At 74.8% G+C, this 23,097-nt stretch carries 19 protein-coding genes; 11 read left to right on the top strand and 8 right to left on the bottom strand.

What is annotated here, in order from left to right:
- Positions 1 to 47: 47 nt before the first annotated feature.
- From PSR1_RS06750 to PSR1_RS06740, 3 genes are read right to left on the bottom strand one after another with little or no spacing between them, the layout of a single operon-like run.
- Positions 48 to 1,142, bottom strand: coding sequence for an acyltransferase family protein (locus PSR1_RS06750; protein ID WP_059436855.1), 1,095 nt, complete (start codon positions 1,140 to 1,142; stop codon positions 48 to 50).
- Entirely contained in the window at positions 1,139 to 1,381 is a 243-nt protein-coding gene (locus PSR1_RS24070; protein ID WP_059436854.1) for an acyl carrier protein, read from the bottom strand. Before PSR1_RS24070 ends, PSR1_RS06750 begins: the two co-directional genes overlap by 4 nt.
- Positions 1,378 to 3,084 carry an AMP-binding protein gene (locus PSR1_RS06740; protein ID WP_160309015.1) on the bottom strand — a complete coding sequence of 569 codons (1,707 nt, stop codon included), beginning with the start codon at positions 3,082 to 3,084 and terminating at the stop codon, positions 1,378 to 1,380. The genes PSR1_RS24070 and PSR1_RS06740 overlap by 4 nt, the downstream gene beginning before the upstream one ends.
- A gap of 641 nt (positions 3,085 to 3,725) precedes the next feature.
- Here PSR1_RS06740 and PSR1_RS06735 point away from each other — a divergent pair.
- Positions 3,726 to 5,105 carry an HNH endonuclease gene (locus PSR1_RS06735; RefSeq protein WP_370539086.1) on the top strand — a complete coding sequence of 460 codons (1,380 nt, stop codon included), beginning with the start codon at positions 3,726 to 3,728 and terminating at the stop codon, positions 5,103 to 5,105.
- A 92-nt stretch (positions 5,106 to 5,197) separates the two neighbouring features.
- Here PSR1_RS06735 and PSR1_RS06730 read toward each other — a convergent pair whose 3' ends face one another.
- Positions 5,198 to 5,860, bottom strand: a complete 663-nt coding sequence (locus PSR1_RS06730; protein WP_082100164.1) for a TetR/AcrR family transcriptional regulator — start codon at positions 5,858 to 5,860, stop codon at positions 5,198 to 5,200.
- A 137-nt stretch (positions 5,861 to 5,997) separates the two neighbouring features.
- On the opposite strand from PSR1_RS06730, the gene PSR1_RS06725 reads away from it, so the two are divergent.
- Together PSR1_RS06725 and PSR1_RS06720 are read left to right on the top strand one after the other, a co-directional pair.
- Positions 5,998 to 6,939 carry an SDR family NAD(P)-dependent oxidoreductase gene (locus tag PSR1_RS06725; protein ID WP_059436852.1) on the top strand — a complete coding sequence of 314 codons (942 nt, stop codon included), beginning with the start codon at positions 5,998 to 6,000 and terminating at the stop codon, positions 6,937 to 6,939.
- 38 nt (positions 6,940 to 6,977) lie between these two features.
- On the top strand, positions 6,978 to 7,976 hold the full coding sequence (locus PSR1_RS06720; protein WP_059436851.1) for an oxidoreductase: 999 nt from the start codon (positions 6,978 to 6,980) through the stop codon (positions 7,974 to 7,976).
- A 28-nt stretch (positions 7,977 to 8,004) separates the two neighbouring features.
- Here PSR1_RS06720 and PSR1_RS06715 read toward each other — a convergent pair whose 3' ends face one another.
- Both PSR1_RS06715 and PSR1_RS06710 read right to left on the bottom strand, forming a co-directional pair.
- The gene (locus tag PSR1_RS06715; RefSeq protein ID WP_059436850.1) at positions 8,005 to 9,948 is read right to left on the bottom strand and encodes an acyl-CoA dehydrogenase family protein; all 1,944 of its coding nucleotides are present in this window, start codon (positions 9,946 to 9,948) and stop codon (positions 8,005 to 8,007) included.
- A gap of 264 nt (positions 9,949 to 10,212) precedes the next feature.
- Positions 10,213 to 11,196, bottom strand: a complete 984-nt coding sequence (locus tag PSR1_RS06710; RefSeq protein ID WP_059436849.1) for a zinc-dependent alcohol dehydrogenase family protein — start codon at positions 11,194 to 11,196, stop codon at positions 10,213 to 10,215.
- A 208-nt stretch (positions 11,197 to 11,404) separates the two neighbouring features.
- On the opposite strand from PSR1_RS06710, the gene PSR1_RS06705 reads away from it, so the two are divergent.
- The 8 genes from PSR1_RS06705 to PSR1_RS06670 all read left to right on the top strand — a co-directional run bounded on the left by PSR1_RS06705 (position 11,405) and on the right by PSR1_RS06670 (position 21,751).
- On the top strand, positions 11,405 to 13,984 hold the full coding sequence (locus tag PSR1_RS06705; RefSeq protein ID WP_059436848.1) for a M1 family metallopeptidase: 2,580 nt from the start codon (positions 11,405 to 11,407) through the stop codon (positions 13,982 to 13,984).
- Positions 13,985 to 14,017: 33 nt separating this feature from the next.
- Complete coding sequence (locus tag PSR1_RS06700; protein WP_059436847.1) at positions 14,018 to 15,310, top strand: MFS transporter; 1,293 nt, start codon at positions 14,018 to 14,020, stop codon at positions 15,308 to 15,310.
- Between the two features lie 66 nt (positions 15,311 to 15,376).
- Positions 15,377 to 17,137, top strand: a complete 1,761-nt coding sequence (locus PSR1_RS06695) for a chloride channel protein (RefSeq protein WP_237757851.1) — start codon at positions 15,377 to 15,379, stop codon at positions 17,135 to 17,137.
- Positions 17,138 to 17,336: 199 nt separating this feature from the next.
- Positions 17,337 to 17,966, top strand: coding sequence for a hypothetical protein (locus PSR1_RS06690; protein WP_059436845.1), 630 nt, complete (start codon positions 17,337 to 17,339; stop codon positions 17,964 to 17,966).
- Positions 17,963 to 18,943, top strand: coding sequence for a 4Fe-4S dicluster domain-containing protein (locus PSR1_RS06685; protein ID WP_059436844.1), 981 nt, complete (start codon positions 17,963 to 17,965; stop codon positions 18,941 to 18,943). Before PSR1_RS06690 ends, PSR1_RS06685 begins: the two co-directional genes overlap by 4 nt.
- A 16-nt stretch (positions 18,944 to 18,959) precedes the next feature.
- Positions 18,960 to 20,210 (top strand): sulfate reduction electron transfer complex DsrMKJOP subunit DsrP, encoded by a 1,251-nt coding sequence (gene dsrP / locus PSR1_RS06680; protein WP_059436843.1) that lies wholly within the window; start codon positions 18,960 to 18,962, stop codon positions 20,208 to 20,210.
- A gap of 37 nt (positions 20,211 to 20,247) precedes the next feature.
- Positions 20,248 to 20,541: a cytochrome c gene (locus PSR1_RS06675; RefSeq protein ID WP_059436842.1), complete on the top strand. Its 294-nt coding sequence runs from the start codon at positions 20,248 to 20,250 to the stop codon at positions 20,539 to 20,541.
- A 109-nt stretch (positions 20,542 to 20,650) separates the two neighbouring features.
- Positions 20,651 to 21,751 (top strand): acyltransferase family protein, encoded by a 1,101-nt coding sequence (locus PSR1_RS06670; protein ID WP_059436841.1) that lies wholly within the window; start codon positions 20,651 to 20,653, stop codon positions 21,749 to 21,751.
- 3 nt (positions 21,752 to 21,754) lie between these two features.
- Here the strand turns inward: PSR1_RS06670 and PSR1_RS06665 are convergent, their stop codons facing one another.
- Together PSR1_RS06665 and PSR1_RS06660 are read right to left on the bottom strand one after the other, a co-directional pair.
- On the bottom strand, positions 21,755 to 22,741 hold the full coding sequence (locus tag PSR1_RS06665) for a YheT family hydrolase (protein ID WP_059436840.1): 987 nt from the start codon (positions 22,739 to 22,741) through the stop codon (positions 21,755 to 21,757).
- On the bottom strand, positions 22,738 to 23,097 hold a 360-nt coding region (locus tag PSR1_RS06660; RefSeq protein WP_237757850.1), incomplete at its 5' end, for an MnmC family methyltransferase. The genes PSR1_RS06665 and PSR1_RS06660, both read right to left, overlap by 4 nt.

Genomic DNA, 23,097 nt, shown 5'->3' with positions numbered 1-23,097 from the left:
ATGGTGGATCGACGCGACGCGACGGCTCGCGCGGCGGTCGCGTGCGTTCAGGCCAGCACGCGGCGCAGCGGGGTTCCCATGAGCCAGAGCACGAGCGCCGTGCTGGCGGCGAGCACCCCGAGGCCGAGCGTGGGGCCCAGGAGCAGATCGCTCCCGCGGAGCAGGTCCACGTGGCGCGTGGCCAGGACCGCCCCCTTCGCGAGGAACGGGTGGACGAGGTAGACGCCGAACGCGAGCGGGGCGACGCCCACCGTCCACGCGGGCGGGCGCAGGCGAGAGGCGAGCAGCGCCACCGCGGTGGCGAGCGGGAACACCACCCGCGCGGTGCGCGCGGCGAGGGCTGGAGACAGCGCCGCGGAGGCGCGCGCCTCCTCCAGCGCGTGGCCCGCGAGCACTCCGGCGGCGAGCAGCGCCAGCGCGGCCGCAGCCCAGGCCAGGAGCGCGCGGTACGGGGCCGGCGGCTCCCATCCGCGCCACCGCTCCACCAGCGCGAGCCCCGCCACGGCGTAGCACGCGGTGCCGAGGAGGCCGAACGCGGCCTGCCGCCAGGGATCGTCGGGGCGGAGTGCCTCCACTGCGTAGGACGCGGCAACCGGGAGGGCGAGGCACGTCGCGACCGCCAGGGCGGGGCGGCGGGCGATGGCGAGCCAGAGCGGGAGGAGCGCGGTGAGCGCCGCGAGCAGCGGGAGGAAGTAGAGGTGTGCGGCGGCGCCGCCGAGCACGAGGTACTCGGCGAGGAGGCGCGGCGTGAGTGCCACGCTGCCGGATGCGAGCTTCACGCCGCCATAGACCGCGGTCCAAAAGAGGAACGGGGCGGCGAGTCGCAGGCAGCGGGTGGCGAGCGTCTTCCGGTAGGTACGCGCTCCGCCGGTGCGCGGGTGCATGCCCATGAAGGCGACCAGCAGGAAGACGGGGACGGCGAGGCACGAGGCGAGGCGGTAGCCGACGGCCGAGAGCGCGCGGGCGCCCTCGCTCGCCTCGGCGAACGCCGGGTTCGCCGGGCCCACGCTGGTGTGGATGAGGACCACCAGCGAGATCGCGCCGAGGCGGAGCGACGCGAGCCGCTCTGCGCGCCCGGGGATGACCGCCGCGCCGGAGAGCGCCACCGCGGCCGCGGAGTGGCCGGGCGGCGTCGGCGTCACGCCGTCCTCCCGAGCTGCCTGGCGTCGATGAGCCGCTGCAGGTCGCCCACGCTCCGGACGCGCAGGATCTCGAGGCTGCGGAACCGGAGCTGGAACTCGGCCTCCACGGCGTCGATCACCCGGACGTGCGACAGCGAGTCCCAGCCCGGGACGTCGGCGGCCACGGTGTCGGCGGTGAGCGGGAACTCCTCCAGCTCGAGCTCGCGCAGGATGACTCGCTTCAGACGCTCGGAGATCACGCGACACCTCGCTCGGGTTGCTCGAGCGCGCCGGACACGATGCGCTCGCGGTTGGCGCTCCGGCTCGGCTTGCCGGAGGAGCTCTTGATGAGCCATCGCGGCGGGACGAGGTGCACCCGGGCGACGGTCACGTCGAGGCGCATGGCGGCGCGGACGATCTCATCCTCGAGCCGCCGGCGCTCGGGCCCGCCGGCCAGCTCCGTCTCCGCCACCACCTGGACCTGCTCGGTCCCGCGCGCCGCATCCTCCACGCCGAACGCGACGACGCGGCCGGGGAGCACGCCGGGTACCCGCCCCACCTCGTCCTCGATGTCCTCGGGGTACAGGTTGTTCCCGGCCACGATGATCAGGTCCTTCTTGCGTCCGATGACGTAGTACTCGCCCTCGTGCTCGAACCCGAGGTCGCCCGAGTAGTACCAGCGACCGGAGAGCACCCGGGCCGTGTCCTCGGGCCGGTTCCGGTATCCGTCGAAGAGAGACTCGGAGGCGATGGCGAGCTCGCCCACCCGCCCCGAGGGCAGCGGACGTCGATCCGCATCCACCACCCGCAGGGTGCAGCCTCCGATCGGCGCTCCCGAGGAGACGCAGATCCGCGCGGCTCGCTCGGCGCGCGCCGGCTCGACCGCGCCTTCCGCGAGCGCCCCGCGATCGACGGCCAGCGTCTTCGCAGGCCTCCCCGGGGCGGTCTGGGTCGCGGCGAACGTGGTCTCCGCCATCGCATAACAAGCGGCGAGCGTCTCGGGGCGGACGCCGCGCGGGGCGAACCGGCGGAGGAAACGGGCATGGCTGTCGGCCCGCACCGGCTCGCTGCAGTTCACCCACAGGCGCATGGTGCCGAGCGACACCCCCTCGAGATCACCGTCGCGCACGCGATCGGCGAGGAACGCGAAGGCGAAGTTCGGCAGCCACGTCAGCGTGCCGCGCTCGGCGGAGATGGCCTCCAGGAGGAGGCTCGGGGCGGTCACCCACTCGAAGGGATCCAGCTGGACGGTCGGCACGCCTTCGGCGAGGGCCATCTGATAGGTCGCGATGAGCCCCATGTCGTGATAGAGCGGCAGCCAGCTCACGATCCGATCGGCGGCGGCGTCGAGGCGGACCGCCTCGGCATAGCGCGCGACGTGGTCCAGCACCGCCCGGTGCGACAGCACCACCGCCTTCTGGAGGCCGGTGGTGCCGGACGAGTGCTGGAGCAGGCAAGGATCGTCCGCGGCGCGGGCAGGCCGGAGCCCTGCAGGATCCGCCGGCGCCCAGCCGTCCTCCACCGGAAAGAGGAGCCCGCGGATGGAGCTCCCCGGCCCGCCCACCAGCGGCGAGATCACCGGCGCGAGCGCCTTCTCCGTGAGCACGAAGTCGAGCCCGGAGTGCCGCGCCATGCCGGACAGTCCGCTCGCGAACTTCTCGGGGTGGAGCCGTGCGTTCGGGTACGCGAGCACCGACGGGATCGCGCCCGCTGCGCAGACGCCGAGGTAGAGCGGGTGGAAGGCGGGGTGATGCCGCTGGACGATGGCGCAGACGTCACCCGGCCGGACGCCCGCGGCGGTGAGCCACTCGGCGACGCCGGCGGCCGAGGCGACCAGCCTGCCCCAGGTCCAGCGCACCGGCGGTTCACCGGCCTTCCAATGAACGATGGCCTCCGCGTCGGGATGCTCGGTCGCGTGGCGGATCCACCGATCCCACAGCAGTTCACGGTGTGACGTGGACAATCGGCTCCCCCATGCGAGGCCGGTGCACACTCCGCGTGCGGCCGATCGCCCGAGGAACTTGGAACCTCACCTTCAGTCATGGAAGCCGCCGCGTACGGGCTCAACGGCATGGGGGCGATGCATGACGCAGGCCCCGGTGGGGAGGGGCTCGTCGCCGCCTTGGCGATACTCACCCGTCCCCCTGGCGTTCCCGACGTCTTTCGATTGTGCCGGAGGGCGATGACGGTCGCTGCCGCTCACTCAAGGTGTCAGACCCGTGCGCAATGATCGCGCAATGGGTCGCGCGCTCGCCACCGCCGGATTGGACACCGCCGCGCTGGAGCGGCGCTGGCGAGGCACGCGCCGCCGCGGGTCGAGTTGCCGCCGTTCACGCCCGCCGAGATCGAGGCGTGGTTCCGCGGGGGCGAGCTCGAGGGGGACCTGGGCGAGCAGCTCCTCGTCTGGGCGGCGCGGGTGCGCGGGTGCATCGACGTCGAGCTGGCCGAGGGGCTCGCGGCGCTGAAGCGGGGCGACCGGCTGGCGGCGCTGGGCTGTCACTTCGACGACTACGCCCGCGAGGCGCTCGACCTGGGGAAGCGCGCGGCCGAGAACCTGGCGCGGCTGGGTGCAGGGTTGCCGGACCGGCCGCTGCTCCGGAGGCGTTGCGCTCGGGGCGGGTCCGGCTGCGCGCGGGGGAGACGATCCTGGCCGTCGCCGTCGGCGACGCGGAGGCGGCGTGGGTCGAGCGCGCCGGTGGGGAATCGGTGCGGGGGCTGGAGGCGGCCGTCCGGGCAGCGAGGGCACGGGACGACGCGTCGGGCGACGCGCCCGGCGGCGCTGTCGTCGCCGACGAGGACGAGGCGTGGGTCGAGCTGCGCACGCAGCTGCCGCCGGAGGAGCGGCGGGTGCTGGACGAGGCGCTCTCGCTCGCCCGCGTGCAGCGGCCGGAGTCCAGCCGGATCGAGCAGCTCGAGGCGCTGGCGCAGGAGTACCTGGCGGAGCATCCGGGCGATCCGGATGCCGACGAGACGCGGCCGCTGGGGCCGGGGTTCCGGGCGCGCGACGACGCGTCGACGGGGCGGCGCTCGATGTCGAGCCTGGGGCCGAGCGGCTGGGCGGACCTGCCGGACGTTCCGCCCGTGGCCGCGCCGGACCTCTCCCTCGATGATGGCCTGACCGCACAAGAGCTCGACGCGCGCCTGCGCGCGCTGGCGGAGTGCCGGGCGGGGTGGGATCGGCTCATCGGACGGTGCGGGCACGCGGTGAAGCGGAGCGGGATGCACCGGCTCTCCGGCTACGGCAGCTTCCGCGAGTACGTGGAGGAGCGGCTTGGGCTGCCGGCACGGGCGGTGGAGCAGCGCGTGGCGCTCGAGGCGCGGCTGGCGGCGTCCCCGGCGCTGGAGGAGGCGCGGCGGCGGGGCGTCTCCTACGAGAAGCTTCGGGTGCTGGCGCGGCTCGAGGAGCCGGACATCGCGCAGTGGATCCCGCGGGCGCTGGACGCCACCTGCGTCGCGCTGCGCCGCGAGGTGGAGGGCGAGCGCGAGGGGCAGCTGCGTGCGCGGGGGAAGCTGGTCGCGCCCCTGCCGCGCGGGGTGGCGGTGCTGCTCGCGGCGGCCATCGCCTCGGTCCGGGAGCAGCACGGGCCCGCGCTCTCCACCGGGACGTGCCTTTCGGTCATCGCCTTCCACTTCCTCGTGACCTGGGGCGACGCGCCGGGGCGCTCACGAACGCGTTCGCGGCGCATCCGCGAGCGCGACTCGGGCTGGTGCAAGGTGCCGGGCTGCAGCCGGCGCGCGGCGCACGCGCACCACATCGACTTCCGCTCGCTCGGCGGCAGCGACGACCCGGAGAGCCTGGTCGGCCTGTGCGTGTTCCACCACCTGCGCTGCATCCACGGCGGCTTCCTCGCGGTGCTGGGGCGCGCGCCGGGGGAGCTGGTGTGGCTGCTGGGCGGGAGGCTCTGGGCAGGGCCGCACCGGCGAGCCACGAACGGCACGTGCGGCAGCGTCGGCGCCGATGGCGCGGCGGCGAGGCCGTGCTGACCGGGCGCGTCGTCCCTACATCCTGCCGGATGGCTGGCGGGGCACCGTTCCTGGGCCGCGGAATGGACCGCGGACGGTGGGCTATCGGCGGGCTATCTCCGCGGCCGCCGCGGCGCGGCGGGCTTCGGCGTCCGCGCCGGGGCCGGGCGGGAAGCCGGGCGCGACCCTGGGCGGGAGGCCGCGCCGGCGTGGGCGCCGAAGCGAAGCGCGTCGAGGAGCAGGTCGGCCAGCCGGCCCGCCTGTGCGCGCTTGTCCTCGGCGCGCAGCGCGAACATCATCCCGCCGAGGCCGGTGAGCACGTCCTCGGCCTCGACGTCGTCGCGCAGGACGCCGGCCTCGACCCCCGCGCGCAGCAGCGAGGTGAGCGCCGCGGTCATGTGCGCGCGGCTTTCGGAGAACGGGTTGCCGCCGGCCGCGACCACGGCGCGGAGCGCGCCGGCCATGCCCTGCTTGGCGATGGCGTAGTCGAGGAAGCGGTCCATCCAGCGCCGGAGCGCCACGTCGGGCGGGTGCGCCCGCCGCAGCTCCTCCGCGGACGCGCACAGCTTCGCCAGCTCGGCCCGGTACGCCGCCTCCACGAGCGCCTCGCGGGTGGGGAAGTGGCGGTACAGCGTGCCGATGCCGACCCCCGCGGCGCGCGCGATCCCGTCGAGCGAGGCCTCGGGATCCTGCGTGAAGGCTGCCACGGCCTCGGCGAGCAGCCGCTCGCGGTTGCGCTGGGCGTCCTTGCGCCGGGTGGGCTCTGGGCTCCTCACGGAAAAGCGACCTCCTCTCGCGGGACTGCGCGCACGGCTTGCAAACCGGAGGGGCCTCCGGTTAAGAGGCTCACCGAACCGGAGGGGCCTCCGGTTCGATCATAGCAGCTGACCCCCTCCTTCACCGAGGTTCTTCCATGCGGATCACCACCCCCTTCGACGCCACCTCCACCGCCGCGGACGTCGTGCGCGGCCTCGACCTCTCCGGCAAGCGGATCGTCGTGACCGGCGGCGCCTCGGGCATCGGCGTCGAGACCGCGCGGGCCCTGGCCGGCGCCGGGGCCGAGGTCGTCCTCGCGGTGCGCGACGCCGCCGCCGGGGCACGCGTCGCCGCGGACATCACCCGGACCACCGGAAACGGCCGGGTGACGGCGCGGCCGCTCGATCTCGCCGACCTGGCGTCGGTGCGCGCGTTCGTCGCCGCGTGGACCGGCCCGCTCCACGTGCTCGTCAACAACGCCGGGGTGATGGCCTGCCCGGAACAGCACACGCGCGACGGCTGGGAGCTGCAGCTCGCCACCAACCACCTCGGCCACTTCGCGCTGGCGGCCGGGCTGCGCCCGGCGCTCTCCGCCGCGGGCGGCGCCCGGGTGGTCTCGGTGAGCTCTTGCGCGCACGTCCGCTCGCCGGTGGTGTTCGACGACCTCCACTTCGAGCGCCGCCCCTACGAGCCGTGGTCCGCCTACGGCCAGTCGAAGACCGCGAACGTGCTGTTCGCGGTCGAGGCCACGGCGCGCTGGCGCGACGACGGCATCACCTCCAATGCCCTCATGCCGGGCGGGATCGCGACGAACCTGCAGCGGCACCTGGGCGGGGCGACGTACATGGCGCAGGCGGCCGAGCGCTTCCGCAAGGCCGGGAGGTCCCTGAAGACGCCGGAGCAGGGGGCGGCGACCTCGGTCCTGCTCGCCACCGCGCCGCTGCTGGAGGGGGTGGGCGGTCGATACTTCGAGGACTGCAACGAGGCGCTGCCCCACGACGGCACGAGCACGGTGGACGGCGTGGCCGCGTGGGCGCTGGACCGGGCGGCCGCCGAGCGCCTCTGGACGCTGTCCGAGCGCGCGATCGGGGCGCGCTGACGACACCGCCTCGAACCCTGGACGCGGAGCTGCGAACCATGACCGACCTGCAATGGCCCATCGGCTCCGGCTTCGGCGCCGCCTCCACCACCCACGACGTCCTCGAAGGCATCGACCTCTCCGGGAAGGTCGCGGTCGTCACCGGTGGCGCGTCCGGCCTGGGCCGCGAGACGGCGCGGGCGCTCGCCGCCGCGGGCGCCCGGGTGATCGTCCCGGCGCGGGATCCGGGGCGCGCCGCGACCGCGCTGGCGGGCCTGCGCGGCGTGGAGGTCGAGCCGATGGACCTGCTCGACCCGGCCTCCATCGACGCGTTCGCGGCGCGCTTCCTCGGCAGCCGGCGCCCGCTGCACGTGCTCGTCAACTGCGCCGCCATCATGGCGTGTCCGCTGGCGCGCGACGCGCGGGGCTACGAGTCGCAGCTCGCCACCAACCACCTCGGCCACTTCCAGCTCACGGCGCGGCTCCGGCCGGCCCTGCGGCGGGCGGAGGGCGCGCGCGTGGTCTCGGTCTCGTCCCTCGGGCACCGCCACTCGGCCGTCGTGTTCGACGATCCGAACTTCCAGCGGCGGCCCTACCACCCCTGGGCTGCGTACGGTCAGTCGAAGACCGCCAACGTGCTGTTCGCGGTCGCGCTGGACGCGCGCGGCGAGCGGGAGGGCCTCCGGGCCTTCTCGCTCCACCCCGGCGCCATCGTGGACACGGGCCTCGGCAAGCACCTCTCCGCCCAGGAGCTGCGGGCGGCCGGCGTCCTCGACGCGCAGGGGCGGCCGATCCGGGACCCGTCGCGCCAGCTCAAGACCGTCGAGCAGGGCGCCGCGACCATCGTCTGGTGCGCCACCAGCCCTCGTCTGGAGGGCCGGGGCGGCGTCTACTGCGAGAGCTGCGAGGTCGCCCGGGTCATGCCGGCGCAGGTCGGCCCGACCACGATGGCGGACGCGACGCGGCTGACCGGCGTCGCGCGGCACGCGATCGACCCGGAGGCGGCGGAGCGGCTCTGGGCGCTGAGCGAGCGGCTCGTCGGGATCGACGCCGGATGACGGCGCCGACCCCGGCGGCCGCGGCGGCTCACACCGGGTCGGCCTCCGCCGGCACCGCCGGTCTCGCGGGCCCGGCGGCGGACGCGGGCGCGGCGCGGGAGGGCGGGGCCTTGGGGCGCAGCGCCTCGACGGTGAGGTCGAGGCTCATGGCGCCGTGCTCGATCCAGGCGTGGTCGCCGGCCAGCACCTCGCGGCCGACGGCGTAGGCGGCGTCGTCGTCGTTGTGCCAGAGCGCGCCGAAGAGCGCGCGGACCTTGCGGCGGCTGCGCAGGCAGAACTGGTCGGCGAGCCGCGCCGCGGCCGCGGCCTCGGGGCGCCCGCCGCGCCGGAGCGCGTCGGCGCGGGCGACGCTCGCGGACATGGCGAACAGCTCGTTCGCGATGTCCACCAGCCGGAACAGGAACGCCTGCTTGCGCTCGGCGGCGGCCCGGAACACCACCATCGAGTGGAAGATCTCGCGCGCGAGCTTGCGGCTCGAGCGCTCCACGAAGCGGAGGTGGCGCGCCAGCCGGCCGAAGCCGCCGTAGCGCGGGGCGACGAGGCCGCGCAGCCACAGGCCGAGGTACCAGGTGGCGTAGAACGCGCCCACCTTCGGCAGCGTGGCGAGCTTCTTCCCGACCGGCACCTTCGGGTCGATGAGCGCGCCGGCGATCTGCAGGTGCTTGTCCACGGCCTCCCGGGCCATGAACAGGTGCATGATCTCCGAGGAGCCCTCGAAGATGAGGTTGATCCGCGCGTCGCGCATCCAGCGCTCCACGCCGACCGGCGTCTCGCCGCGGGCGGCCAGCGACCGCTCCGTCTCGTACCCGCGGCCGCCGCGGATCTGCATGGTCTCGTCGATGAGCCGCCAGGCCTGGACGGTGTTCCACTCCTTGGCCGCCGCGGCCTCGAGCCGGATGTCGTAGCCCTCGTGATCGGCGAGCGACTGCGCCAGGTCCGACACCGACTCCATCGCGTACGCCGTCGAGGCCATGTCGGCGAGCTTGTGCGTGATGGCCTCGTGCTTGCCGATCTCCTGGCCCCACTGGACGCGCGCGGCGGCCCAGGTGCGCGAGAGCGCCAGCGCGTTCTTCACGCCGCCGGCCACCGCCGCGGGCAGCGAGAGCCGCCCGGTGTTGAGCGTGGTGAGCGCGATCTTGAGGCCGCGTCCCTCCTTGCCGATGAGGTTCTCGGCCGGGACCTTCACGTCGGTGAAGCGGAGCGCGGCGTTCGCGATGGCGCGCAGGCCCATGAAGCGGCAGCGGTGCGTCACCTCCACGCCCGGCCAGGCGGTCTCCACCACGAACGCGCTGATCGCGTCGGTCTTCGGGTCGCGCGCCATCACCACCAGCAGCTCGGCGAGGGTGCCGTTGGTGCACCAGAGCTTCGAGCCGTTCAGCACGTAGTGCGTGCCGTCCGCCGACCGCTCGGCGGTGGTGGCGAGGCGGGCCGGGTCGGAGCCGACGTTGGCCTCGGTGAGCGCGAACGCGCTCACGGCGCCCCTCGCGATGCGCGGGAGGTACTTGTGCTTCAGGGCGTCCGAGCCGAACAGCTTCAGCGGCTGCGGGACGCCGATGGACTGGTGGGCCGAGAGCAGCGCGGTCAGGTTCGCGTCCCAGCTCCCCAGCAGCGCCATCACCTTCCCGTACTCGACCTGGTCGAAGCCGAGGCCGCCGTACTCCACCGGGATCTTCATCCCGAAGGCGCCCAGCTTGCGCAGGCCCTCCATCACGTGCGGCGGGTACTCGCCGGTCTCGTCGATCGCGACCGGGTCCACCTGCTCGCGCAGGAACGACTCGAACGCGCCGTACCAGCGGGCGAACTCCGGGCGCTCCTGCCCGCCCAGCGGGTAGGGGTGGATGAGCCCGATGCGGAAGCGTCCGAGGAACAGGTCGCGCAGGAACCCGGCCCCCCTCCACTCGGCCTCGCGCGAGGCCTCGGCCACCTCGCGGGAACGGCGGATCTCGTCGCCGGCGTGAACGGACTCGGTCATGGCGTCCTCGCTCGCTCGGCCTGCCGCCCTCGGGGGTGCGGCGGCCTGTCGATTCTGTAATCAAGCTAACGCGCTGCGCCGGCCGCACAACGGGACCGGCCAGCCCCCTTCGAGGTTCCAGCGGAGCGGCGATGGGGCGGCCGGGCGGGCGCGCGCGTGAGGGAGGAGAGGGCGCTGCGGAATCCGCTCATGGTGAGCCCCGTCGAACCAGGAGCGCCGGTCGCGCGAGCACCCGTCACGGACCGTGAATGCGGCCCCGGCCGCTCACGGCACCAGCACCGCCGCCCCGCGCAGCCGGCCGGCGCGCAGGTCGGCGAGCGCGTCGTTGGCCCGCTCCAGCGGATACGGGACGACCTCGGTGCGGAGCGGGACCTCGGGCGCGAGCGCGAGCAGCGCGTCGCCGTCGGCGCGGGTGAGGTTCGCGACCGAGCGGAGCGTCCGCTCGCCCCAGAGCAGCGCGTACGGGAACGAGGGGATGTCGCTCATGTGGATGCCGGCGCAGACCACGGTGCCGCCCGGCACCACGTCGCGGAGCGCGATCGGGACGAGCGCGCCCACCGGCGCGAACAGGATGGCCGCGTCGAGCGGCTCGGGCGGCACGTCGCCCGAGGCGCCGGCCCACTCGGCCCCGAGCTGGAGCGCGAACGCCTGCGCCTCCGCGTCCCCGGCGCGGGTGAACGCGAACACGCGCTGCCCGGCGTGCCGCGCGAGCTGCACCACCAGGTGCGCCGCGGCCCCGAAGCCGTAGAGGCCGAGCCGCTGCGCGCCGCGGACCGGCGCCCAGGCGCGGTGCCCGATGAGGCCGGCGCAGAGCAGCGGCGCCGCGTCCGCGTCCTCGTAGTCGCCCGGGATGCCGAACGCGTAGCGCGCGTCCGCCACCGCCAGCTCGGCGTAGCCGCCGTCGCGGTGGTAGCCGGTGAACCGCGCCGCGCTGCACAGGTTCTCGCGGCCGCTCCGGCAGGCCGCGCACCGGCCGCACGTCCAGCCCAGCCACGGCACGCCCACCCGATCGCCGGGCCGGAACCGGGTGACGCCGGGCCCGACCCGATCCACGCGCCCCACGATCTCGTGGCCGAGCACGAGCGGCAGCTTCGGGTCCGGCAGCTCGCCGTCGGCGACGTGCAGGTCGGTCCGGCACACGCCGCAGGCGCCGACGCGCAGCCGCAGCTCGCCGGGGCCGGGCACGGGATCGGGGAGCTCCGCCGCGGCGAGCGGGGTACCGGGGCGGACGAGGACCATCGCGCGCATGCGCTCGACGGAACACCGTGCGGGGGAGCCGGTCAAGGCGGCGGGGCGGGGGCCCTCGGCCGCGGGGCGGCGCCGGACGGACCGTGCGACCCGACCCCGGGTCCCGGCCGCACCGGTCAGCCACGCCGGGGGGAGCCGCATCTTCTCGTTGCCCCGGCCCCGCCCCGGGCCGCATGCTGCCGGCCGGGATTCACGCACCGGAGACGAGATGGCGCACCCGACCGACGACCGCAACTTCCGCCTGCCCACCACCGTCCGCCCGACCGCCTACGAGGCGAGCCTGGCGGTGGACCTGGACGGCAGGCGCTTCACCGGCCGGATCCGGATCGGGCTCGCGCTCGCCGCCCCGACGTCCGAGCTGGTGCTGCACGCGGCCGCCCTCGAGATCCCCAGCGCCGCGGTGACGGCCGGCGGGGGCCGGCGCGAGGCGGCGGTGCGGCTGGCCACGGCGAGCGAGACGGCGGTGCTGTCCTTCGACGCGCCGGTTCCCGCGGGCCCGGCCGTGCTCGAGCTGGAGTTCGCGGGCGCCATCGTCAACGGCCTGCGCGGCCTGTACCTGGCCGGCCCGGGGCTCGCCGCGACGCAGTTCGAGGCCGCCGACGCGCGCCGGGTGTTCCCGTGCCTGGACGAGCCGGGCTTCAAGGCGCCGTGGCGGCTCACCGTCGAGGCGCCGCGCGACGCGGTGGTGCTGTCCAACGGGCGGCCGGAGCAGGTCGAGGAGCTCGAGGTCGAGCGCCGCGCCGTCCGGCGGGTGCGCTTCGCCGAGACCCCGCCGCTCCCCACCTACCTCGTGGCGCTGGTGGTGGGCCGGCTGGAGGCGCTGCCGGAGGTCTCGGTGCGCGGGATCCCGGTGCGCACCTGGGCCTCGCCGGAGAAGCTGGGGCTCACCGGCTTCGGCCAGGACGTGGCGGTGGAGGTGCTGCCGCGGCTCGAGGACTACTTCGGCGTGCCGTACGCGTTCGGCAAGCTCGACCAGGCCGGCCTGCCCGAGTTCGAGGCGGGCGCGATGGAGAACGCGGGCCTCGTCACCTACCGCGAGGTGGCGCTGCTGCTCGACCCGGCCACCGCCTCGCTGGCGCAGAAGAAGCGGGTGGCGGAGGTGGTGACGCACGAGCTCGCCCACCAGTGGTTCGGCAACTGGGTGACCATGACGTGGTGGGACGACCTCTGGCTCAACGAGGCGTTCGCCACCTGGATGGCCTTCAAGATCGTGGACGCCTGGAACCCGGGCTGGCGGGTGTGGCTGGAGTTCGACCAGGGCAAGGCGGCGGCGATGCACCTCGACGCGCTCCGCTCCACCCACCCGATCCGCGCCGACGTGAACAACGTCGCCGAGGCCGGCGAGGCGTTCGACCTCATCACCTACGAGAAGGGCGGGGCGGTGCTCCGCATGATCGAGGGCTACCTCGGCGAGGAGCGCTTCCGCGACGGCATCCGGCTGTACATGCGCCGCCACGCCCGCGCGAACGCGGTGGCGGACGACCTCTGGGGCGCGCTCGCCGAGGCGTCGCGCGAGCCGGTGGTCGAGCTCGCCAACGCCTGGATCCGCCAGCCCGGCTTCCCGCTCGTCACGGTCTCGCGCGCCGGCCGCACGCTGCGCCTCGAGCAGCAGCGCTTCTGGTCGGATCCGGCGCGGGCCGGGGAGGAGCCGGCCGCCGGGTGGCCGGTGCCGCTGGTGCTGCGGGTGGGGCAGGGCGGGAAGGTGACCGAGCAGCGGGTGCTGCTGCGCGGCCGGACCGCCGAGGTGACGCTCGCCGGCGAGGGCGAGCCGGACTGGCTGTGCGCGAACGCGGGCGCCACCGGCTTCTTCCGGGTGAAGTACGACGCCGCCTGCCTCGCGGCGCTGGGCCGCAACCTGGCGGCGCTCGCGCCCGCGGAGCGGATCCAGCTCCTCTCCGACGAGTGGGCGCTGGTGCGGTCCGGCGCGCGCGAGATCGGGGCGTTCCTCGACCTGTGCGCCGGGTTCGCCGGCGAGGAGGACCACGCGGTCCTCGACGAGCTGGTGGCGCGGCTCGCCACGGTGGAGCACCGGCTGGTGGCGGACGCGGACCGTCCGGCGCTGCGGGGCTTCGTGGCGCGCCTGTTCGCGCCGCAGCTCGCCGCCACCGGCTGGGACGCGGCGCACGGCGAGCCGGACACGGTGCGGCTCCGCCGCGCCGCCGCGGTGCGCGCGCTCGGGCTCGTGGGCCGCGCGCCCGGGCCGGCGCAGGAGGCCCGCGCGCGGCTCGATCGCTGGCTCGCCGGCGACCGCGCCGCGGTGGAGCCGAACCTGCACGACGCGCTCGTGGCCATGGTGGCGCGCGACGGCGACGCGGCGCGCTTCGAGGCCTTCCAGAAGCTGTTCCGCAAGGAGGCCGACCCCGCCTTCCGCCGCCGCTACCTGCTCGCGCAGGCCGCGTTCGAGGATCCGGTGCTGGCCGCCCGCGGGATCGAGGTGCTGCTCGGCGGCGAGGACGTGCCGCTGCAGGACGTCGCCTCGTACTCGGCCGCGCTGCTCGCGAACCGGACCGCGCGCGGACCCTACTGGGCCCGGCTGCGGGGCGAGTGGGGCGCGCTGCTCGCGCGCGTGCACGGCGCGCCCATGCTGCTGCGCCGCGTGGTGGAGGGGCTGGGGGCGCTGGTGGAGCGGCGGGAGCTGGAGGAGGCCGAGGCGTTCCTGGCCGCCAACCCGGTGGAGGAGGCGCGCCAGGCCATCGCGCAGACGCTGGAGCGGCTGCGCCAGGACGTGGAGCTGCGCGAGCGGACCACCGCCCAGGTCGGCGCGTGGCTGGCGCGGGGCGGACGGTAGCGCGCCGGCCGCGAGCCGCTACAATCCGCCGCCGTGACCACCCCGCCCGCCGGCCCCGCCCCGGCCGATCCCGCGAAGCCGACCCCGCCCTGGATCTTCCTGTTCCTCGACTTCCCGTTCGGCGCGGCGGTCGGCTACCTCTCGCTGGGCGTGCCGTTCTGGATGGAGCGGCGCGGCTTCTCCATCGAGGCCATCGCCGCGGTGGCGGCCGGCGCGAACCTGGCGCACGCGTTCAAGCTGCTGTGGATCCCGGTGCTGGACCTCGGCGCGTACCGCAAGATCTGGTACCTCGCCATGGCCGCCACCACCGCCGCGCTGCTGGCGGTGATCTCGGCGCTCCCGGACCCGCTCGCGAACCTGCCGCTGTTCGCGGCGCTGCTCACCGCGCTCCAGGCGGCGGCCACCACCGGCCACGCCGCCAACAACGCGCTCATGGCCACGACCACCCGCTTCGCCGACAAGGGCAAGGTGGGCGGGTTCGCCATGGCCTCGAACGTCGGCAGCACCGGGCTGCTCGGCGCGGTGGCGATCCTGGTCTCGGACGCGATCTCCCCGCGGGCCGCGGGGCTGACGCTGGCCGCGCTCGTGCTCGTCGGCGCCGCGTTCGCGCTGCGCATCGTCGAGCCGCGCCTGGTGGACCCGGCGGTCCGGGCGGCGCACGGCCTGGCCCGCGCCACCGCCCGGCACCTCGCCGCGATGCTGCGCGACCTCTGGTCCACGGTGCGCAGCCGCGAGGGCTTCACCGGCCTCGTCATCTGCCTCGCCCCGGTCGGGTGCCAGGCGCTGTCCAACCTGTTCACCGGCATCTCCGAGCAGTACGGCGCGAGCGCGCGGCTGGTCGGGATGGCGAACGGCGTGGGCGGCGGCATCGCCAGCGCGGTGGGGGCGCTGCTGGGCGGCGTCCTCGCCGACCGGATGAGCCGGCGCGTCGCGTACGCCGCCTCCGGCGGGCTGACGGCGCTGTGCGCCGTCGCGATGGCCGCCGCGCCCATGACCGAGTGGACCTACGCCTGGGGCACGTTCACGTACCTGTTCGCCGGCGGCATCGCCTTCGCCACCTGGGCCGGCATGGTGCTCGAGATGGTGGGGCTCTCGGCCGCCACCGCCACGAAGTACGCGCTCTTCAACGCCTCCGCCAACCTCGCCATCAGCTACGTCACCGCCGCCGACGGCCTGGGCGGCGCCTGGCTGCACCGGACGCTCGGGATCGCCGAGGCGCGCGGCGTGCTCCTCACCGACGCGGCGCTCACGCTCGGCGGGATCGCGGTGCTGCTCGCCATGCTGCTGGTGACCCGTCGCCCCGCGCCCGCAGCGCGGCCCTCCTGACCGGGATCGCCCTCGGCGCCGGCGCGGGACCTGTCGCCCGCCGCCGCCGTCCACAACGTGGAGCGGATGGCGTCACAGGACGCGAAGGCCCTGCCGACCGCGGCGCCGCCGATCTTCTTCCGCTCCCTCCGCGACTTCCTGCGCGTCCTGCCCGGCGCCGCCCAGCGGTTCTGGGTCCTGGTCATCGCGACCGGCGCGCTCTCGGGGCTGGGCTCCGGCGCGCTGCTCCTGGCGCTGTCGGGCGTGCAGGAGCTCGCCTGGCCGGAGGCGCCGCGCTTCGTCGACGCGGTGGACGTCTCGTCGCCCGGGCGGCGGGTGCTCGTCCCGGCGCTGGCCGGGCTGCTCGTCGGCCTGGCGGCCCTGCTCTGGCGGCGGCCGCTCGGCGGGCACGGCACGGCGCGCATCCTCGAGGCCATCTGGCACCGCGGCCGCGAGCTGTCGCTGGGGCGGACGCTGCTGCGCGGGCTGCTGTCGATCACCTGCGTCGGCATGGGCGCGTCGCTCGGCCGCGAGGGCGCGCTGGTCCAGGCGGGCGCGGCGAGCGGGTCCTGGCTGGCGAGCCGGCTCGGGGTGAGCGAGCGCCAGGCGAGGGTGCTGGTGGCGTGCGGCGCCGCGTCGGGGATCGCGGCCGCCTACGACGTGCCCATCGGCGGCGCGCTCTTCGGCCTGGAGGTGCTGCTGGGGAGCTTCGCGCTCGAGCTGCTCGGGCCCATCGCGGTGTCGTGCGTGGTCGCCACCGCGGTCGCGCGCACGCTGCCGGTCCCGCACGCAGCCTACGACATCCCGGAGTACGCGCTCCTCCACCCCGCCGAGCTGCTCCTCGGGCTCGCGCTCGCGCCGGTGCTCGGGCTCGCGTCCGCCATCTACGTGCGCGTGATGGGCTGGGTGGAGGTCCGCTTCGACCGGGTGCCGGCCCGGCTGCGGCCGATGCTGCCGGTGCTGGGCATGGGCGCGGTCGGGCTGCTCGCGATCCGCTTCCCGGCGGTGCTCGGCAACGGGTTCGACACGGTCCACCAGACGCTGCTCGGCGAGCTGCCGCTGCGGCTGCTGCTGGTGCTGCCGCTCCTGAAGCTCGCCGCGAGCGCGGTGTGCGCCGGCACCGGGGTCCCCGGCGGCCTGTTCACGCCCTCGCTGTTCTTCGGGGCGGCCATCGGCGGCGCGGCCGGCGAGCTGCTGGCGCGGGTGCTGCCGGGGGCGCCGCCCTCCGGCGCGCTGGCGCTGGTGGGGATGGCCGGGGTCCTCGCCGGCACCACGCACGCGGCGGTGTCCTCGGTGCTGATCGTGTTCGAGCTGACCGGCGATTACGGGGTGATCCTCCCGCTCATGCTCTCGGCGGCCATCGCCGCCGCCACCAGCCGCGCCATCGAGCCGGACTCGCTCTACACCGCGCCGCTGCGGCGCAGCGGGGTGGCGCTGCCGGAGCTGCCGCGCCCCGAGTGGCTGCGCACCACGCCGGTGGCGGCGCTGGTGGAGCGCGACGCCGAGCGCGTCCCGCCCACGCTCCCGTTCGACGCGCTGGTGAAGAAGCTGCTCGCGCTGCCGCCCGGCCACGATCTGTACGTGACCGACGGCGAGGGCGTGCTGCTCGGCGTGCTCCGGCTGGACGCGCTGAAGGGCACCATCTCCGACCAGGCGGACCTCGGGATGATCGTGGCCGCCGACGTGGTGGACCGGGACGTCGAGCCGATCACCACCGCCATGACGCTCGCGGAGGTCGCGGCGCGGTTCGGGGAGGGCGACCTGGAGCGGCTCCCGGTGGTGGACGGGCAGCGCCGGCTGGTGGGCGTGGTCGCCATGCGGGACCTCATCGCCCGCGGGACCTTCTGACCCCAGTCGGAGGGCCGGGATCTCGCCGGGTCAGGCGGGACCCGGAGACGGGCGTGCCCGCCGCACGGCGGCGTAACCGCGCGGAGCGCCTTGCCGCACGCCCGCTGGAACGCCCCATCCGGACCGGCCGTTGATTGATCCACGTCAACTGACGGCGGTCAAGACGGGGGTAGCCTCCCCGCCGCACAGGGAGGTGCGAATGGGCTACGTACGACCGAGGATCGGGGCGCTCGCGGTGGTGGCGGCGCTGGCCGTCGTCCCCGGGTGGGCGGGCGCCGCGGAGGCGGCACCGGGAGCGACCCCGAAGGCGCCGGCGGCGAAGGCGACCCGGCCCGAGCCGAAGCCGCCGCTGCTGGTGCAGGCGGAGGCGCCGCCGTTCTCGGAGGGGATCTACCCGTGCTCGGCGTGCCACGCCGGGATGCCCAAGAACGGAACGCGGCGCGAGCTGGTGTTCCACGACGAGCAGCAGGCGATCTTCGACCACGGCGCGGACCAGCGCTGGTGCCTCGACTGCCACGACCTGCAGGACCGCGACGTGCTCCGGCTCGCCAACGGCGCGCCGGTGCCGTTCACCGAGTCCTACCGGCTGTGCGGCCAGTGCCACGGCGACAAGTACCGCGACTGGCGCGTGGGCGTGCACGGCAAGCGCGTGGGGCACTGGAACGGCGAGAAGACCTATTTCCTGTGCGTGAACTGCCACAACCCGCACTCGCCGCGGTTCAAGGGCGTCCAGGAGATCGTCTCCGGCGGGAAGAAGACCGTGGCCCCGACCCTGACCTACCTCAAGCCCGAGCCGCGGCCGAAGCGCCCGGAGGAGCAGCGCCGATGACCCCGAACAAGAGCCTCCCGGTCCTCTCGGACGCGGACGCGCCGCCCCCGTCGCCGCGCGACGGCGTCGATCCCATCGGCGACGGCCCGCTCGACCCGGCGCGCCGCGCGTTCCTCCGCACCGCCGCGGCCGGCACCGCGGTCGCGGCGCTCGCGTCGTGCAGCAGCGGCGTGGACATGGAGGACTTCCTCCGCAAGCACTTCAAGGAGCTCTCGCCGGACGAGCTGAAGAAGGTGCTCGCCAAGGTGGAGAAGCGGAACCAGGAGCGCTTCGGTAAGAAGACGACCGTCTCCGCGAAGGGGCCGCAGCCCGGCGTCGAGTACGGCTACGGGCTCGACATCTCGCGCTGCGTGGGCTGCCGCCGCTGCGTCTACGCCTGCGTGAAGGAGAACAACCAGTCCCGCACCGCGCCGCAGATCCACTGGATCCAGGTGCTGGAGATGGACAAGGAGCACGGCGTGGACCTGGCCCACGCCGACCTCTACTACGAGGCCGACGCGGTGCCGCGCCCGGGCAAGTTCTACTTCCCGGTGCAGTGCCAGCAGTGCCGCAACCCGCCCTGCGTGAAGGCCTGCCCGACGCAGGCGACGTGGAAGGAGCAGGACGGCATCGTGGTCATCGACTACGACTGGTGCATCGGCTGCCGCTGCTGCATGTCGGCCTGCCCGTACGGCGCGCGCCACTTCAACTGGGCCACGCCGAACCTGCCGCCCGAGGAGCTGAACCCGGACCAGCACTACCTGGGCAACCGCCCGCGCCCGAAGGGCGTGGTGGAGAAGTGCACCTTCTGCATCCAGCGCGTGCGCGAGGGCCGCTACACGGCCTGCGTCGAGGTGTGCCCGGTGGGCGCCCGGAAGTTCGGGAACCTGCTCGACCCGGAGAGCGAGATCCGCAAGGTGATGGAGACGAAGCGCGTCTTCGTCTTCAAGGAGGAGCTCGCCACGCACCCGCAGTTCTACTACTTCTACGCGACCTAGCGGAGAGGGCCCGACGATGTCCGGAATCCTCGAGTTCGTGAAGGGCTGCGTCCGCCAGGTGCTCTCGGGCGGCCGCGCCTACAAGGCGTGGATGGCGTTCCTCCTCGCCATGATCGCGGTGGGCGTGGTGTCCTACGCGCACCAGGCCACCACCGGCCTCATCGCCAGCAACATGCGCGACGACGTGTCCTGGGCGTTCTACATCGGGAACTTCACGTTCCTGGTGGGCGTGGCCGCGGCGGCGGTGCTGCTGGTGGTGCCCGCCTACGTCTACCAGTGGAAGCCCATCAAGGAGGTGGTGGTCCTCGGCGAGCTGCTCGCCATCAGCGCCCTGGTCATGGCGCTGCTGTTCATCCTGGTGGACATGGGCCGCCCCGACCGCTTCCTGCACATCGCGCCGCTGATCGGGACGCCCAACTGGCCCGCGTCGATGCTGACCTGGGACGCGCTGGTGCTGAACACGTACCTGGGGCTCAACCTGGTGCTGGTGCTGTACCTGCTGTTCAAGACCTACCGCGGGGAGCACTACGACAAGCGCATCTTCCTGCCGCTGGTGCTGCTCTCGATCCCGGTGTCCATCTCGACGCACACCGTGACCGCGTTCCTCTACAACGGCATGGCGGCGCGCCCGTACTGGAACGCGTCGATCCTCGCGCCGCGCTTCATCGCCTCGGCGTTCTGCTCCGGCCCGGCGGTGATGATCATCCTGTTCCAGCTGCTCCGGAAGGCGTTCAAGTTCGACATCAAGGACGAGGCGATCTGGAAGATCGCCGAGCTCATGTCGTACGCGATGTTCCTGAACCTCTTCCTGCTCGGCGCCGAGCTGTTCAAGGAGTACTACTCGGCCACCGAGCACCTGCTCTACACGCAGTACCTGTGGGGCGGGATCGGCGAGCACACGGTGCTGGTGAAGTACGCCTGGCTGTCGCTCGCGTGCAGCGTGATCGCGTTCCTGCTGTTCCTCGTGCCGCAGACCCGCAAGAACTTCCTCACCCTGAACATCGGGTGCGTGCTCATCTGGGCCGGCGTCTATATCGAGAAGGGGATGGGGCTGATCATCCCCGGGTTCACCCCCTCGACGCTCGGCCAGATCTACGAGTACACGCCCACCAGGATGGAGTGGGGCGTCGCGGGCGGGGTGTTCGGCATCGGCTTCCTGACCTTCACGATCCTGGTGAAGATCGCGGTGCCCATCCTCGTCGGTACGTTCAGGGCGCCCGAGCGCGCGCACGGCCATGCGCCGGCGGCAGGGTACCCGGTTCCCTAGAAGCGTCCACACGCCGCACCCACACCTGGAGGTCACCATGAAGCGTCTCGTCGCCGTCCTCGCCTTCGCCGCCTTCGCCGCCGCCGCCCGCGCCGACGACGGCGCCGCCGTGTTCGCCCAGAAGTGCGCCGTGTGCCACGGCAAGGACGGGAAGGGCGCGCCCGCCGGCAAAGCGCTCGGCGCGAAGGACCTCACCACCGTGAAGCTGTCCGAGGCCGAGATCGTGAAGGTGGTCGAGAACGGCAAGGGCAAGATGACGGGCTTCAAGGGCAAGCTCAGCGACGAGCAGGTGAAGTCGGTCGCGAAGTACGTCAAGGGCGGCCTGAAGTAGGTCTTCTCGCTCCCCGCAGCACCGCGGCGCCCCCGGGGGACGGTCCCGTCCCTCGCGGGCGCCGCTTCGCCTGCACGGTGGCCCGTTCCGTGCTATAGCGCGCAGCGCCTTGTCCGACGGCAGCCTCACGATCCCCCCGAAGGCCCCCCGCATCCCGACGCTGGACGCCGCCCGCGCGGTGGGCGTGGTGGCCATGGTGTTCGGCCACACGCTCGACGCGCTGCTCTCGGCGGAGGCGCGGGCCGCGCCGGGGATGGTCCTGTACTGGAAGGCGCGCGGCTTCACCGCGCCGCTCTTCATGCTGGTCTCCGGCTGGGCGGTGACGGTCGCGATCCGCCGGGGCCGGGCCGGCGGCCTCGACATCCCGCGCGGCCGGCTCGGCCGCGTGCTGCTCCTGCTCGCGATCGGCTACGGGCTGCGCTGGCCGGGGTGGGGGATCGACCCGCTCCGCGCCGGCGACCCGGCGGTGTGGAGCCATCTGCTCGCGTTCGACGCGCTCCACGTGATCGGCGTGTCGCTGTTCCTGGCGGCGCTGGTCCTGGCGCTGCCCTGGACGTCGCGGGAGAAGGTGGGCGTGTTCGCGCTGCTCGGCGTGCTCGCGATGGCGCTCGCCATGCGGCCGCCCGCGCCGGTGCTGCCCGCGCCGGCGGAGCTGCCGCCCCCCGGGCTCGGCATGGCCGTGGCGCAGGCGCTGGGCGGCACCTCGCCGTTCCCGCTGCTCCCGTGGTGCATCTACTTCTTCGCCGGCGCGGTGGTCGGCCTCACCGCCCCCGCCGACGCGCGCCGCCGCACCGTGGCGCTCGCCCTGGCCGGCGCGGCCATGTTCGCGGTCACGCTCTGGACCGGGCTCGAGGACCTGCCGCCCGCGCACCCCGGCCTCGTGGCCTACCGGATCGGCGCGGTGCTGCTGCTGCTGGCGGCGCTCTCGGCGGTGCCCGCGGCGGCGGCCGCGCGCCTCGCGCCGGTCGGCAAGGCGTCGCTCGGCGTCTACGCGATCCACATCCCCATCGTCTGGGGCTGGTCCACCTGGCACGGGCTCGCGCTGCGGATCGGCCCGTCGCTCTCGGCGTGGAACGCGGTGCTGGTCGCGGCGATCGTGCTCGCGGCGAGCTTCGGGCTCCACCTCGCGTTCAAGCACGCCCGCGGGGCGGGGGCGGCCGGGCTGCGCCGGGTGCGCGCGGCGCTGGACCGGGTCGCCCTCGATCCCTGAGCCTCAGCCGGCCTGCGCGGCGCGGGCCAGCTCCGCCGCGAACGCCGCGGCCCGCAGCTCCGCCCAGAAGCTGGGCCGGAACGGCGCCCCCGAGACGAAGCCCACGTGCCCGCCGGCGGTCGTGGCCACCAGCTCGACGCACGGGTTGGCGCGGGCCGCCTCCACCGGCAGCGCGTCGGCCGGGACCATCGGATCGTCGAGCGCGGCGAGCGCCAGCAGCGGCCGGCGGACGCCCGCCACGAACCGCCCCGCCGAGCAGCGGGTCCAGTAGTCCTCGGCCGAGGCGAAGCCGTGGAGCGGGGCCGTCACCGCGCCGTCGAAGCCGGCGAAGGTGGTGACCGCGCGGATCGCCGCCGCGTCGAGCCGGTCGGGGAAGCGGGCCGCCTTCTCCAGCGCCTTGGCGCGCAGCCGCCGCAGGAAGCGCTCGCGGTACACCCAGTTCCAGAAGCCCGGGCCGTCGATGGCGCGCGCGGAGCGGGCGAGGTCGAACGGCACCGACACCACCGCGGCGCCCCGCACCTCGGGTGGGAGGTCGTCGCCGCGCTCGCCCAGGTACTTTGCCACCACGTTGCCGCCGAGCGAGAAGCCGGAGAGCACCAGCGGGCGCCCCGGGCGCTCCGCCGCCAGCCGCCGCACCACCTCGCCGAGGTCGCCGGTCTCGCCCGAGTGGTAGAAGCGCGGCAGCCGGTTCGGCGCGCCGGAGCAGCCGCGGAAGTTCATGGCCAGCGCGGCCATGCCGTGCGCGAGCGCCAGCGCCACCAGGCCGCGGACGTACGGCGCGCGGGAGGAGCCCTCCAGGCCGTGGCAGACCACCAGCACCGGCGCGCCGGCCGCGGGCCCGGCGAAGCGGTCCACATCGAGGAAGTCGCCGTCGGGGAGCTCCCAGCGCTCGCGGACGGCGGGCGGGCGCGGCAGCGGGCGCGCCACGCTCGCGAACACGGTCATGGCGTGGGCGCCCGGGAGCCAGCGGCTCGGGCGGTAGGCGGTCACGCGACCTCCTCCTCGCGGCGCGCCGCGAACTGCGGGTGCGCGCGCACGCGGGCGAGCGCGTCGGGCGGCGCGTCCGGCGGGAACGGCGCGGAGGAGCGCTCGAGCCGCGCCAGCCAGCGCGCGTCGAGCGGGCGCGCCAGGAGCGCCGGGTCGGTGGCGGCCGCGGTGGTCTGTTCCTTCGGGCCGCTCGGGTCGCCCACGCCCACGTGGAAGCCGGCGAGCAGCAGCGCCGAGCGCGTCGCGGTGGCGGTGCTGTACGTGTAGAGCGCGCAGCGCGGGCCGGAGCGCGCCCAGGCGGCGCCGAACGCGGCCAGCGTCCACAGCCCGGGGTTCGCGCGCGGGCTGAACGGATCCCA

The organism is Anaeromyxobacter sp. PSR-1 (assembly GCF_000964525.1).
In the GTDB taxonomy this organism is placed as follows: domain Bacteria; phylum Myxococcota; class Myxococcia; order Myxococcales; family Anaeromyxobacteraceae; genus Anaeromyxobacter.
The sequence above is the reverse complement of the archived record's forward strand: the minus strand, read 5'-3'. Positions and strand labels throughout refer to the sequence as shown.